Here is a 13353-nt window from a genome sequence, read left to right on the forward strand (position 1 = left end):
GTGTTCCCCTTGATGCTCTACCTTTCCATTCTCGCACTTTTTTGCTCTAATGGGTCCGATTTTGCGCCCCATTTGTGGGGGATTCATCAAACTTTCGGGGGAGAAGGGGCCGTGTGGCTTTTTGGAAGCACACCGTGCGATACTAAGGCGCGTGGCTGCAGAAGAAAGACCAAAGATTTTTGAAGGCGCGAAGGATATCTCCCTGTCCCTCGCCGTCGTGGTGATCATGATGCTGCTGGCCGTAGGAGCGACCGGCCTATGCTCGATCAATTCCGAAACTCAACAGGGAGCGGTGCAGGAAGTGGATGAACAAACCTTCCTTGAAACCCAAGCTCGCGCAGGAATTGGCGCTATTCGCAATCCTGATATGCCAGAGGGCTGGGAGGCTAATGCTGCCCGCCGCGTTGATATGGGAGGAGAAAACGCCACCGTGGTCAGCTGGGTGACCGCTGACCAAGGGTTTGTGGAGTCTACTCAGACACAGGTGGCGGCCGATGATGCGGGTAAGGAATACGACGCCAACTACCGCGGCATCGAATCTGCCCGTGAGGTCAAAGGGCACCAAGTGCGGGTACTAGAAAGTGATGACGACTCCGTGCGCCGCCTGTGGGTGACAGATTTGGGCGACGCCCGCCTCATTATCTCCGGTGCCGCAGACGATAGCGATTTTGAGGCTGCTACCGCTGCGTTTATCGACGCCGCACCTATAGCCGAAAAATAACCTCGCCCAATCCTTCTGCCGCAGCGGTGGCGCTAAGACCGTCGCCGGCCTGGGCAATGACCTCTGCGAGGGATTCCTCATCTAAGCCGCTAAGGCGCGTCTTTCCTACAAAAACATCGATGCGCTCACGCTGGGAACGCTGCGGATAAATAGCGATTTCGCGTACCTTATCGCCTGTAAAGCGCAGCACCACGGATTGGGAGAAATAGCTCACCTCGTCATCATCGCGGGTATGTGCTGGGCCAAAGAATTCCTCTACGAATTCCCGGGAGTCTCCCGCCATGATGGAACCGGCGGCCGCAGACCTCGACACAAAATCCACCCGCTCACCTGGATACCCATAAATCTGCACTACTCGTCTCCTTCTGCGTCTGCTTTTTTGGCCCTCTCGAGCGCTGCTTCAACGCGCTTTGCTGCGCCGTCGAGATGTGCCTCGCACGTTCGGGCAAGGGCCTCGCCGCGCTCCCAATACTTCAATGACTCATCCAAGCCCATCTGCCCGAGCTCTAAGATCTTTACGGTTTCAATGAGCTCGTCTCGGGCTTGCTCATAACTCAATTTTTCTACTGGGGTAAAAGCATCCTGGCCTGGTTGACCGGTGCCAATGGTGTCCTCTGACATTGTTTTCTCCTCGTTCGGTGATTAATCGGCGGCCTGGGAGGCCATAGAAACAGCGGTAATAGACCCATCGCCCACGCGGATGCGCAGTTGCGCGCCGGGAGGGGATTGCTCATAAGAGGTGACAACTTCGGGGCCGGAGCCATCTTTGGGTACCACTTGGACGATGGAATACCCGCGGGCGAGAGTAGCTGAAGGTCCCAAAGCTGAAACGCGAGCACGCAGCGACTCCACGTGGCGGGTCTCGCGTTCTACCATGACCTCAATTTCCCGGCGCATGGTGGCACGAGTCCGCTCTATTTCCTCGCGGCGCGTACGAATGGGGGTCATGGGGTCTGCCATGACGGGCCGGGAACGAATATTGTCCAGGCCGCGTCGCTCCCTTTCCACCCAGCCGCGCAAGGCGGCAGCCATCCGGGAGCGTGCCTCTGCGATAACGGCACGCTCCTCGGCCACGGAGGGGACGACGCGCTTTGCGGCGTCGGTAGGCGTGGCAGCGCGCAGATCCGCGACGTTATCGAGCACCGGGCTATCCGGCTCATGGCCGATGGCGGAGACCACCGGAGTGCCAGCAGCCGCGACCGCGCGTTGCAGCGCTTCTTCTGAGAAGGGAAGCAGGTCTTCTACAGAGCCACCACCGCGGGCGATGATGATGACGTCTACCTCTGGATCCGCATCTAGCTGCTGGAGGGCATCGATAACCTCTGGAACGGTATTCGCACCTTGAACCGCGGTATTGAGAACTCGGAATTGTACCGCTGGCCAGCGATCATGAGCTACCGCCATCACATCTCGCTCCGCGGCCGAACCGCGGCCGGTAATCAGCCCGATTTTGTGCGGTAGGTAAGGCAGTGGCCGCTTGCGAGCAGGATCAAAAAGTCCCTCTGCCGAAAGCTGCTGGCGCAATTTCTCAATGCGCGCGAGTAGATCACCTATGCCCACATGACGAATCTCCGTGGTCCACAGTGAAAAAGAACCGCGGCCGGCATAAAAAGCCGGCTTGCCATGGACAATGACGCGGTCGCCGTCTTTTAGCGGTGCTGACAATGACTGCAACATTGATGATGGGCAGGTCAGCTGCACGGACTTTTCCTGCTGTACATCACGCAGCGTGAGATAGGACAGCTTCCAGGTGGGTTTGAAATTAATTTGGGTTAATTGACCCTCTACCCACAGGTAGCCCAGGCGCTCGATCCAGCCCTTGACTTGGTCGTTGACTTTACCAACGGGCCAGGGAGTATCCGGAGTATTTGCCGGTTGATTCACACAGCCTCCCTTTCTTCAGTCTGCCGTATTCTTCCGCCTAGTTTAGGGGCCAGCGCAGATGATTGCCCCGCTCGGGGTAGCCGGAATGGTGGCGGTGGGCCCCACTATTGTTTTGGGTGCTGTTTCGATACTCTGGGAGCCATGACTGAAGGTAAAAATGTTCTCCTCGCGGCGCCGCGCGGATACTGCGCAGGCGTAGATCGCGCGGTTGAAACCGTAGAAAAGGCGCTGGAAAAGTACGGCGCGCCCATTTATGTACGCAAGCAAATCGTGCACAACCGCTACGTCGTAGAGTCTTTGGCAGAACGCGGCGTCATCTTTGTTGACGAGGCCTCTGAAGCCCCAGAAGGTGCCCACCTAGTCTTTTCCGCCCATGGTATTTCCCCGGCCGTTCGGGCAGAGGCAACGCAGCGCAAGCAACTAACGTTGGACGCCACGTGCCCATTGGTAACCAAGGTGCATAAGGAAGCCCAGCGCTTCCAGCGCGATGGCTATCACATCCTCTTGGTTGGCCACGAAGGACATGAGGAAGTGGAAGGAACCGCCGGCGAAGCACCGGAGGTTACCCACCTTGTGGATGGCGTCGAGGGCGTTGCTAAGCTGCCGGATTTCCTGCAGGACGAGAAGCTTATTTGGCTGTCCCAAACCACGCTCTCGGTGGATGAGACGATCACCATCGTCAATAAACTGCGCGAGCGTTTCCCGCATCTGGAAAATCCGCCTTCAGACGATATTTGCTACGCCACCCAAAACCGCCAAGAATCCGTCAAAGCCATTGCCCCCAAGTGCGACCTGATGATTGTGGTGGGGTCTAAAAACTCCTCTAACTCGGTGCGCCTGGTCGAAGTCGCGCTCGAGGCTGGTGCTAAGGCTTCACACCTCGTAGATTTTGCCAAGGAGATCGACGATGCCTGGCTGGAAGGCGTGCGCACCGTCGGAGTCACCTGTGGTGCATCTGTACCAGAATTGCTGGTACGCGAGGTATTGGAATTTCTCGATGCGCGTGGCTATAGCGACGTAGAACAGGTAACTACCTCTACGGAGACGATTACCTTCGCCCTGCCGCGCGACCTGCGCCCAGCACGCACTTAAACAGGCGCGCGCTTAAACTACATCTAAAAAAAGAAAGGCCCGTTTCCGGGCCTTTCTTTTGTTTTAGTCCTCGTCATAGAGGTTATCGTCCCAACCTTGCTTGGGCGCTTGCTTGTGCTCCTTAGACGCCGGTACCGAATCGCCGGCGCGCCGGGTTGGATCCGGGCGCATTGGATTTGCGCGTTCCTCTTGCTGGAGGCGGCGGCGTTCCTCTCGGTCGCGCCCACGCAGGCGATCTTTGGGCGTGGGGCGGGACTTCCTTAACGTGTGAGAAGCGCGGGCGCGCTGCGGAGTGGCTGGAGTTTTAGTAGGTTCCTTTGCCAGCCTATCGCGCGCCATCAAGTCAGCGACCGATAAACGCTCAGCGCGATTGCGGCGGTCTTGCTCAGCATCGGAACGGCGGGAGGAAGTTTCCATTTTAGCGGTGCGACGTGCCGTCTTACGGTAGCGGACCCATCGCAACCAGCCGATGATTCCTGCGCCTACTAAAGCGATGAGGAGCCAGAGAAAGCTTTGGACAAGGGGGAAAGCTGCGGTTACGGTAGCCGTCTTGGAAAACGGTGATGCTCCCTCTGGCAAGTTGGCCTTGGTAATAAAGAATCCGGCCAGTACCACCGTGATGGCATACAAGATGGGGATGGAAGCCACCGTGAGGAAGAGGCCGCGTTCTTCTACGATGAGCGCCACCAGCAGCGAGCCGATGACGAGGAAGGCGAGGTAAGCCCACCCGATGGTACCCATCAGGATGGAAATCAACGCGCCGGTGAGCAAAATTGCCGCGAGCAGCCCAAGGCCCGTGCCCAGCGTGATGCTGGGGAGTCCAGAGCTTTGGGCGGCGGAAGACTTTCTTTGCTTGGCTTGTGACACGTCGGAAGATCCTACCGGTTCGTGCCTGCCCATGGCTATTTCCACGCACTAAGTCGCCGGATTTATAGTGGCGAATGCCCGCGCGGCCACGTATCGATGGCTATGGGCTCCCGTGGCGTGCGGTCCGTGCGGCCTGGGATATCCATCTCGTGCAATTTGCGGGCGGTGACGCCGACACGGGAATCTAGCGAGGACAGTGTGGCATTGTAGGCTTCGACTGCCTTTTCCAAGTTGTGGCCCACCCTGCCATAGTGATCAGAAAGTGTATTCAGGCGCGTGTACAGTTCGCGCCCTAGGCGCTGAACCTCCTTTGCCTTGGCTGAGATGTCTTCTTGGTGCCACCCCATAGCCACCGTGCGCAGGAGGGCAAAAAGCGAGCTGGGGGTGGCAATTACTACATTGCGTTCAAAGGCATACTCGATGAGTTCTGGGTCCACTGACAATGCAGCATCGAGGAAAGGATCTGCAGGGACAAACAGGATGACGAATTCGGGTGTAGGTTGAAACGCTTCAATATAGTCTTTGTGCGATAGTGCTTGGACGTGGCCACGCATCAAGTGTGCGTGGCGGCGCAAGAAGCCGGCGTGTTCTTCTGGGTCATCGGTCTCCAGCGCGTCGAGGTAAGAAGTAAAAGGCACCTTGGCATCGACAATGATATGGCGGCCACCAGCCAACTTGATAACCATGTCTGGGCGAACGATGCGACCACCCAGCGGAGCAGAAACCTGGCAGTCAAAGTCCACATGTTTGGTCATGCCGCCTATTTCAACCACCCGCTCCAATTGCACCTCGCCCCAACGACCGCGGGTATTGGGCGAGCGCAAGGCACTAACAAGTTTGTCAGTGCGTTCAGTCAGACGAGAGGAGGTAAGGGTTACCGCCTGGACCTGGCTAGAAAGGGAAGCGAGCAGCGCGGTGCGGTCTTCCTCAATTTCTTGGAGCTGAAACCCCAAGCGGTCCATGGCCTTTTCCAGCGGCTGGAGCTCAGCTTGGCGACGCTGCGATTCTTGCAGCGCGCGGTGTTCGGCACTTGGCGCCGAACGAGCAGCGGAGTAGGAATGGGCCAACCAACCCATTACCGCGCCGAGGGTGAGGCCGATAAAAAGTAGCAGCACGGGCAATGTGGAAGTCATGGAACCCAGCATGGCACGTACAGCCGACACAGCCCACTATTTTTTCGAATCTCCGTTCAAAAGGCCCTCGAAGGCATCGCGGGCACGGCGCAGGTTGGAGCGCACGCCGGGCTTCTCATGCTCTTTCGGGGTGGATTCCACGTTGAGGGCAGCGTCGAGGGAATTGGAGTTGCCGTCCGCGGCTACGTCCGCCACTGCGCCTTCTGGGGCTGCGTAGTCCGGCATTTTAAGCCACGCCTCGCGCTTATAGCGCCCTTGTTCCTCCGTATAACGGCCGATGAGGTAGCCAGCTACGGTGGAAAAGTCCAGCTCCGCGGCGGTCTTTTCGCCCGACTGGAGCTTCATCATATCTTGGCTGTAGCGATAGGCCACCGCGAACATCGCGGCTGCCGGAACCGCGAGGAAACCTCCCACCAGGCCAAATAGCGCAGAGCCTACGGTCACAGAAACCAAGACGATGACGGGGTGCAGGTCCATGGCCTTGGACTGCAGCCAAGGGGAAAGGACATTTCCCTCCAGCTGTTGGACCAGCAAGACCAGTCCAAGAACGAGCAAGGCCTTGGTAATACCAAGGGACACCAGTGCGATGGTGACGGAAAGGGCACCGGCCACAATTGCACCGACGAAGGGGATAAAGCCGGCGATGAAGGTGATGATTGCCAAAGCCATGGCCAGGGGGACGCCGATGAGGGCGAGGCCGATGCCGATAAAGACGGCGTCGACAAGCGAGACAACTGCCTGCGCACGAATAAAGCCTCCAAGCGTGGTCCATGCGCGGGTGAGTAGCTCAGTAAGGTGCCAGCCGGCGCGTTTGCCGGTGGCATCGCGCAGCCAGGGGAGGAACTTGGCGCCGTCCTTGAGGAAGAAGAAGGTCAGCACCAACACAATGAAGAGGGTGACCAAGATGGAGGTAGCGGTGCCGATACCGGTAAAGACGGAACCCGCGATGGCGCCAGCGCGCTGCTGCAGCCAGGAAGCCGCTTCATCGATGTAGCTGCTCATATCCTCGCTATCGAGGTTAAGGGGTGGGCCCTGTGCCCAGAGCTGCAGGCTTTGGATGCCGGAGACCGTCTGCAAGTACAAAGAGCGGGATTGGCGCATGAAGTCCGGGGCAACGAAGGAAATGAGTCCACCCACTGCCGTGAAAGAAACCAAAATGGTTACGGCAGCCGCCAACGCGGCGGGGAGGCCAATGCTGCGCAACTTCTTAGCCACTGGGGCTAGGACGGTGCAGATGATGAGGGCCAAAAGCACTGGCAAGATGCCCTGCCAGAAATTGCCGAGCAGGCGGTAGAGGGCGTAGAGGAAAACGCAGATGATGAGCAGGCGGACCGCCCATAGGGACGCAGACTTAACTACCTCGCCGGCAATGACAGAGCGATCTACCTGATCGCCCGGCGGATGTGGCGATACATCCTCCAGCTTGCTGGTATCGAAGCTTTCATCAAACTTATCGCCCAGGCCCGTCTTGGGAGCCTCGGGCAGCGGTTGGTTATCAGAACTCACCCCACCATCTTGCCTTAAAAGAAGGTGGGTGAGTTAGGATTGGCCCCGTGAGTCTTACACTAGGAATCGTCGGCCTGCCCAACGTGGGCAAGTCCACATTGTTTAATGCCCTGACCCGTTCCGAGATCCTGGCGGCGAACTACCCGTTTGCCACCATCGAGCCCAACGTGGGCCTAGTGGAGCTGCCGGACTCCCGCCTGACCCACCTGGCGGAAATGTTTAACTCGGAGCGTATCCTGCCCGCTACCGTGTCCTTCGTGGATATTGCCGGTATCGTCTCTGGCGCTTCGCAGGGTGAAGGCATGGGTAACGCCTTCCTAGCCAATATCCGTGAGGCAGATGCCATCTGCCAGGTGGTGCGCGCTTTTTCCGATGACAATGTCATCCACGTTGATGGCAAAGTTGACCCGCGCAATGACATCTCCGTTATTAATACCGAGCTCATCCTCGCGGACCTCCAAACCATCGAAAAGGCTCTGCCGCGCCTTGAAAAAGATGCGCGCAAGAATAAGGACCTGGCTGCTGAGGTGGAAGCCACCAAGAAGGCGCAGGAGATTCTAGAAGATGACCGCACCCTCTTCGCAGCAGCTAAGGAGGGCGAGATTGACCTCTCGCTCGTGCGCGATCTGCACTTGATGACGGCAAAGCCTTTCCTCTATGTCTTTAACTCGGACGAGGCCGTGCTTACCGACGACGCAAAGAAGGAAGAGCTTCGCCAGCTCGTCGCCCCGGCCGAGGCCGTGTTCCTTGACGCCCAGACAGAAACTGAGCTGCTTGAGCTGGAAGTAGACGAAGCGCGCGAATTGCTTGAGTCCGTGGGCCAAGATGAGCCGGGGTTGGCTACTTTGGCCAAGGCGGGTTTTGCCACGCTGGGGCTGCAGACCTATCTCACCGCCGGTGAGAAGGAAGCCCGCGCGTGGACCATCAAGCAGGGCTCTGCCGCCCCGCAAGCCGCCGGCGTTATCCACACTGACTTTGAAAAGAAGTTCATCAAGGCCGAAATCGTTTCCTACGATGACCTACTAGCCGCTGGCTCTATGGCCGAAGCTCGCGCGCACGGCAAGGTCCGCCAAGAAGGCAAGGACTACATCATGCAAGACGGCGACGTGTGCGACTTTAAGATCGGCGGTTAATTCCGCGTCTTCTAAGTCTTGGGCCTCCTAACGGAGAAGGCACTGCCCGCGCAGGCGGAGAAATTGTAGCGATTGAGAATCTTCCGCGTTACTGTGGGCAAGGTACCCAAACAATAGGAGGTCACATTATGGCTGAACTAGACAACAAGACCATTGCAATCATCGCTACCGATGGTTTCGAAGACTCTGAGCTGACTTCCCCGTTGGAGGCCGTGAAGAACGCTGGTGCTACCGTGCGCGTCATCGCCCCTAAGGCCGGTACTATCACCGGCAAGAAGGGCACGGAGATTTCCGTTGACGCCGTTACCGCTGACTCAACCGGCGAGTCTTTCGATGGCATTATCTTGCCTGGCGGTACCGACAATGCCGACCTGTTGCGCTTGGACAAGGCCGCAGTAGAAATCGTGCGCAACCACATGAGCAAGGATCTCCCGCTTGGTGCTATCTGCCACGGTGCATGGATCTTGGCCGATGCTGAAGCTCTTAAGGGTCGTACCTTGACGTCCTTCCCCTCCTTGCAGACCGACCTGCGCAATGCGGGCGCCACGTGGGTAGATGAGGAAGTTCACTGTGACCAGGGCTTGGTCTCCTCCCGCACTCCAGATGACCTGCCAGCCTTTAACGCCAAGCTGGTAGAAGAGTTTGCAGAGGGCCAGCACTAAGGCTCCACAATTTAAGCCACGGGAGTTTCCCGTGGCTTTTTTCGATCTTGCGCCGGTGTCACATGCCCTATAAAGTTAGGATTTCTTGAAGGGGAGTAGTTCCCTCGGTTAATTCCGAGATGACTGGTCGACATACTGGCGTTTAGCCCGGCCAGCCAGCGCCCGCAGTGCCCGCGGCCGTGAACGAGACCTTCGGTCCGCAACCGAACCGAAGGGAGAAGTGACTATGTCCTCCATGGGCTCAGAGCAGCGCATTCTTGAGCGCTTCATGCAGCTATCCATCGCCGCCGCTGTGGCTACCATCATCCTTAAGGCCTTGGCCGCGTGGCTTACCGGCTCGGTGGGCTTCCTATCTGATGCTCTCGAATCCGTAGTGAACCTCGTGGCGGCCGTCGCCGGTTTTTATGCCCTCCGGATTGCTGCCAAGCCGGCCGATGATAACCACCAGTTTGGCCATGGCAAAGCGGAGTACGTCTCCGCCTTGGTGGAGGGCGCGATGATTTTCATTGCGGCCGGCATGATCATCTATACGGCCATCCAGCGCTTCTTTATTCCGCAGCCGATTGTTGAGGCAGGCTGGGGCTTGGCATTATCTACGCTCTCGTCTGTGCTTAACCTGGCGGTGGGTATCGCGCTCATCCGCGCCGGCAAGCGCTACCGTTCTGCCACCTTGGATGCGGATGGGCATCACCTGCTTACCGACGTCTGGACTTCCGTCGGCGTCCTTGTCGGTATCGCCGCCGTTTATTTAACTGGCTGGATGTGGCTAGACCCTGTAGTAGCCCTCGCTGTGGGTATCAATATCTTGTGGACTGGTTACACCCTCCTGCGCGATTCCGTGAGCAGTTTGCTTTCTGAAGCACTTCCCGCGGATGAGCGCCAGCAGATTCGCCAGCTGCTGGCCCGGTTGGAAAAGGAGCAATCGGTTACCTTCACGGACCGGCGTACTGTCGCTTCCGGCCGTCAGCGCTTGGTCTACCTGACCATGGAGGTGCCAGGAGAGTGGAGCGTTATGCATTCCCACGAGGTTGCTGACGTCGTGGAAATCGCCCTAGATGAGCTGTATCCAAGCTGCAGTGCGTTCATTCACGTGGAGCCGGCGGGCGTGGAAAACCGCCGCCCGTACCTATTTCGCTAGGCCTTAATTTTCTAAGTTTTCGGGCGGTCACTGTGGCTGATTTTTTAGACCGACATGTGTGTAGACCCGTTCGAGTGAATAGGGCCTGTACATAGCCTGTGCTTTTTCGCAGAAAGCATACACCCTTCTGAAAGGACTCTGTGGGTTTAGTGGCACCGCCTTTTGGGGGTGGGGTAAGTCTTGAATGATTTGGAGAAAGTCGAGGGTGTTGACTACGGCGCTGCGGGGTCGTGAAACGACATCTATTTTTTAGATTCGGGCCATTTATGGTGCAGAATTCTTAACGTTATGAAAATGTTATTGATTGCTCTGAGCTGCATGAAGTCTTCTCTGGGTGAGTAAAACGGCAAAAATTTCTTGCTGGCGGTCGAAAAATTTTGAATTCTCCGTATGGTGGTTGTCACACCAAGCAAATAGCGATTCTCACCCCCGCATTCCACATGTGGGGGCAAGAATATGTCCTTTTGATTGGCTGAAGAGAGCTATACCAATAGCAGAAAGGATTTACTGACAATGGGTAAGAACATTAAGGATCTGTTTAACGCAACCGCATATGACAAGGACGGCGAGAAGCTGGGCAACGTTAACGAGGTATTCGTTGATGACCAGTCCGGCCAGCCTACCTTCGTTGAGGTTAACCACGGCCTGTTCGGTATGAACTCCAGCCTCGTTCCGCTGCGCGGCCACGACTTCTCCGGCGATGACCTGAAGCTGGGCTTCTCCAAGGACCGCATCAAGGACGCCCCAGACTTCGATTCCGATAAGCCGCTGACCCCAGAGGCACAGTCCGATATCTTCAAGCACTACGGCCTGGATAATGCACAGGACGTTACCGATTACAAGGACTCCAACCTGGACTCCAAGCGCGACGTTCAGGCTGGCGCTGACAAGGACCACAACTTGGCCGCAGGTGCCGGCGTTGCTGGCGCTGGTGCAGGCGTTGCTGGTGCACACGCTAACGAGAAGAAGGAAGCTGCCCACACCACTGATGCGGCTGCTGCTGAGCGTAAGGCTGGCGTTGCTGATAACGCTGCTACCAAGAACACCGCAGCAGAGCACACCAACAATGACGGTGAGCTCATCCGTTCTGAGGAGCAGCTGAACGTCAACAAGGAGCGCGTGGCTACCGGCGAGGCTCGCCTGCGCAAGTACGTTGTGACCGACACCGAGACCGTTGAGGTCCCGGTTGAGCGCGAAGAGGTCAGCGTTGAGCGCACTCCGATCAGCGCTGAAGATGCCAAGAACTACAACGGCACCATCTCCGGTGACGCTGAGGAAGCTTCCGTCACCCTGCACGAGGAGCAGGTTAACGTGAACAAGGAAACCGTTCCGGTTGAGAAGATCAACCTGAAGAAGGACACCGTTCGCGACACCGAGACTCACACCGAGGAGCTGCGCAAGGAGCAGATCGACACCGATGGTGTTGATGGCCTCAAGAAGTAAAAGCGCATAGCTAAACGCCCGCAAGGTTTTCCTTGCGGGCGTTTATTATGTTTGAGGGCTTATTTAAGCCTTGGCACCGATGGCTGCGGCCGAGTCAGAATCCATAATGTCTTTGACGCCGCTTTCTGCTGCGTCCCAGGTTGCCCTGTCTTGGATGGCGGCACGTTTAGCAACGACGGTGGCGCACAGTACCTGTCCGGTGACGTTGAGTGCAGTGCGTCCCATGTCAATAATCGGCTCAATGGCCAGCAGGAGACCGACACCAGCCAGCGGAAGGCCAAGTGTAGATAGCGTCAGCGTGAGCATAACCGTTGCGCCCGTGGTGCCTGCGGTAGCAGCGGAACCAATGACGGAAACAAAGATGATGAGCAGGTATTGGGTGAAGTCGAGGTTAATGTCGTAGAACTGGGCAACAAAGATGGCTGCAACGGCCGGGTAAACGGATGCGCAGCCGTCCATCTTGGTGGTTGCTCCTAGCGGAACGGCAAAGGAAGCGTATTCAGAGGGAACACCCATGGCCTTTTCGCTAAAGCGCTCGGTAGCTGGCATGACACCCATGGAAGAACGGGTAACAAAGCCCAGCGAGGTGACCGGCCAAACGCGCTTATAAAAGCCCATGACTGGAATCTTGTTGAACTTCAGTACGGCGGGGTAGACCACGACAAAAACCAGACCAAGGCCCACGTACATAGCCAGAACAAACTTGCCCAGCGAGCCCAAGGCGTCCCAGCCGTAGGTTGCTACTGCCTTACCGATAAGGGCGGCGGTGCCAATCGGTGCAAGGCGGATGATCCACCACAAGATGACCTGGATGACCTTGAGGAAGGACTCGGTAAAGCGCAGGAACGGCTCGGCGGACTTTCCGGTCTTGACTGCGGCGATACCAATGGCCAGGGAAATGACAAGCAGTTGTAACGCGCCGAAGCTGAGGGATACTTCGCCGTCGGAAAGCGAGGCAGAAAGTCCTACGAAGTTCTGTGGCAGAAGCTGCTCAAAGAACGCGGTCCACGAGCCGACGTGGGAAGGATCCTGCGCAGTGGCGGCATCGACGCTCGTGCCGACGCCCGGCTTCATAATGACGGCAACGAAAATGCCCATCAAGACAGAGAAGAATGCGGTAATGGCGAACCACACCAGTGTGGAAATCGCCAGGGAAGCCGCGTTAGCCACCTTGCGCAAATTGGCGACAGAGGTAACAACAGCGGCGAAGATCAGCGGCGGGATCATCACCTTGAGCAGCTGGACGTAGGCGCTACCGACTCCCGTGAGCAGGGTGGTCAACCAACCGGGATTGTCTGGGTCGGTATCCATGCCGGAGGCGATGAAACCCAAGATGAGGCCGATGATAAGGCCGGCAATAACTTGCGCGCCGAATCCTGTGGCCCAGCCTGGGAGCCTAGAGCGCGAAGATTCCTGTTGAGACATAAAGGTTCCTTTGAAAATAAAAATGGACAGATCGGACTAGTTTTCAGATACTGTCCTGTTCAACTTCAACTTCGCTCAGTTTATTCCTTCGACGTCTTTAGGCACAAGACGTGGGGATTCTCCCGTGGCTGCGACCTCATCCTTCGCGCTCACCGGGTGGCTTCTTAATACCTGGGGTTCTTTTCCCACTGAGCGCGAGGGGGAGGAGGAATTGCGGTGTGCGCCCTCGGCGCTCACCAGAGCGGGGTGGAAGCATCACCTTTACGCTGCTGGTGAGCGCGAAGGGCGGAGGGGGGGAAGGGCGGAGCGCGAGGTGCAGAGCGAGGAGGGGCTGCGATTTCTGGAATAC

13 protein-coding genes are annotated in these 13353 nt (G+C 57.4%); 6 read left to right on the forward strand and 7 right to left on the reverse strand.

What is annotated here, in order from left to right:
- Positions 1-151: 151 nt before the first annotated feature.
- A complete protein-coding gene (locus MHK05_RS05495) occupies positions 152-721 on the forward strand; it encodes a DUF4245 domain-containing protein (protein WP_034656435.1) in 570 nt (189 codons plus the stop codon).
- Here MHK05_RS05495 and MHK05_RS05500 read toward each other — a convergent pair.
- Genes MHK05_RS05500 through xseA form a run of 3 tightly spaced genes read right to left on the reverse strand, consistent with a single transcriptional unit; the run spans position 705 to position 2605 of the window.
- Positions 705-1073: a hypothetical protein gene (locus MHK05_RS05500; protein ID WP_023021879.1), complete on the reverse strand. Its 369-nt coding sequence runs from the start codon at positions 1071-1073 to the stop codon at positions 705-707. The genes MHK05_RS05495 and MHK05_RS05500 overlap by 17 nt on opposite strands.
- Positions 1073-1342 (reverse strand): exodeoxyribonuclease VII small subunit, encoded by a 270-nt coding sequence (locus MHK05_RS05505; protein WP_239205334.1) that lies wholly within the window; start codon positions 1340-1342, stop codon positions 1073-1075. Before MHK05_RS05505 ends, MHK05_RS05500 begins: the two co-directional genes overlap by 1 nt.
- Before the next feature lie 21 nt (positions 1343-1363).
- Positions 1364-2605 carry an exodeoxyribonuclease VII large subunit gene (gene xseA / locus MHK05_RS05510; protein ID WP_023021877.1) on the reverse strand — a complete coding sequence of 414 codons (1242 nt, stop codon included), beginning with the start codon at positions 2603-2605 and terminating at the stop codon, positions 1364-1366.
- 141 nt (positions 2606-2746) lie between these two features.
- Here xseA and MHK05_RS05515 point away from each other — a divergent pair, with 141 nt between their 5' ends.
- Positions 2747-3697, forward strand: coding sequence for a 4-hydroxy-3-methylbut-2-enyl diphosphate reductase (locus MHK05_RS05515; protein ID WP_023021876.1), 951 nt, complete (start codon positions 2747-2749; stop codon positions 3695-3697).
- Between the two features lie 63 nt (positions 3698-3760).
- Here MHK05_RS05515 and MHK05_RS05520 read toward each other — a convergent pair whose 3' ends face one another.
- The 3 genes from MHK05_RS05520 to MHK05_RS05530 form a co-directional block, all read right to left on the reverse strand.
- Positions 3761-4564, reverse strand: coding sequence for a Yip1 family protein (locus tag MHK05_RS05520; protein WP_051138352.1), 804 nt, complete (start codon positions 4562-4564; stop codon positions 3761-3763).
- A gap of 62 nt (positions 4565-4626) precedes the next feature.
- A complete protein-coding gene (locus tag MHK05_RS05525) occupies positions 4627-5697 on the reverse strand; it encodes a DNA recombination protein RmuC (protein WP_239205388.1) in 1071 nt (356 codons plus the stop codon).
- Between the two features lie 36 nt (positions 5698-5733).
- Complete coding sequence (locus MHK05_RS05530; protein WP_023021873.1) at positions 5734-7203, reverse strand: AI-2E family transporter; 1470 nt, start codon at positions 7201-7203, stop codon at positions 5734-5736.
- A 47-nt stretch (positions 7204-7250) separates the two neighbouring features.
- Between MHK05_RS05530 and ychF the strand changes: the two genes are divergently transcribed.
- From ychF to MHK05_RS05550, 4 genes are all read left to right on the forward strand, one after another.
- Positions 7251-8336: a redox-regulated ATPase YchF gene (gene ychF, locus MHK05_RS05535; protein ID WP_239205336.1), complete on the forward strand. Its 1086-nt coding sequence runs from the start codon at positions 7251-7253 to the stop codon at positions 8334-8336.
- A 128-nt stretch (positions 8337-8464) separates the two neighbouring features.
- Entirely contained in the window at positions 8465-8998 is a 534-nt protein-coding gene (locus MHK05_RS05540) for a type 1 glutamine amidotransferase domain-containing protein (RefSeq protein ID WP_239205338.1), read from the forward strand.
- Positions 8999-9224: 226 nt separating this feature from the next.
- Complete coding sequence (locus tag MHK05_RS05545) at positions 9225-10136, forward strand: cation diffusion facilitator family transporter (RefSeq protein ID WP_239205390.1); 912 nt, start codon at positions 9225-9227, stop codon at positions 10134-10136.
- Between the two features lie 513 nt (positions 10137-10649).
- Positions 10650-11579: a PRC and DUF2382 domain-containing protein gene (locus MHK05_RS05550; RefSeq protein ID WP_239205340.1), complete on the forward strand. Its 930-nt coding sequence runs from the start codon at positions 10650-10652 to the stop codon at positions 11577-11579.
- Positions 11580-11642: 63 nt separating this feature from the next.
- Here the strand turns inward: MHK05_RS05550 and MHK05_RS05555 are convergent, their stop codons facing one another.
- A complete protein-coding gene (locus MHK05_RS05555; RefSeq protein ID WP_239205342.1) occupies positions 11643-13004 on the reverse strand; it encodes a dicarboxylate/amino acid:cation symporter in 1362 nt (453 codons plus the stop codon).
- Positions 13005-13353 lie beyond the last annotated feature (349 nt).

Source organism: Corynebacterium nasorum (genome assembly GCF_022347325.1).
Classification (GTDB): domain Bacteria; phylum Actinomycetota; class Actinomycetes; order Mycobacteriales; family Mycobacteriaceae; genus Corynebacterium; species Corynebacterium kefirresidentii.

What these genes read in the sequence shown, in the direction of transcription:
- MHK05_RS05505 (WP_239205334.1), bottom strand. Translation starts at nt 1,342, where the DNA reads ATGTCAGAGGACACCATTGGCACCGGTCAACCAGGCCAGGATGCTTTT.
- MHK05_RS05515 (WP_023021876.1), top strand. Translation starts at nt 2,747, where the DNA reads ATGACTGAAGGTAAAAATGTTCTCCTCGCGGCGCCGCGCGGATACTGC.
- MHK05_RS05525 (WP_239205388.1), bottom strand. Translation starts at nt 5,697, where the DNA reads ATGACTTCCACATTGCCCGTGCTGCTACTTTTTATCGGCCTCACCCTC.
- MHK05_RS05540 (WP_239205338.1), top strand. Translation starts at nt 8,465, where the DNA reads ATGGCTGAACTAGACAACAAGACCATTGCAATCATCGCTACCGATGGT.
- MHK05_RS05545 (WP_239205390.1), top strand. Translation starts at nt 9,225, where the DNA reads ATGTCCTCCATGGGCTCAGAGCAGCGCATTCTTGAGCGCTTCATGCAG.
- MHK05_RS05550 (WP_239205340.1), top strand. Translation starts at nt 10,650, where the DNA reads ATGGGTAAGAACATTAAGGATCTGTTTAACGCAACCGCATATGACAAG.
- MHK05_RS05555 (WP_239205342.1), bottom strand. Translation starts at nt 13,004, where the DNA reads ATGTCTCAACAGGAATCTTCGCGCTCTAGGCTCCCAGGCTGGGCCACA.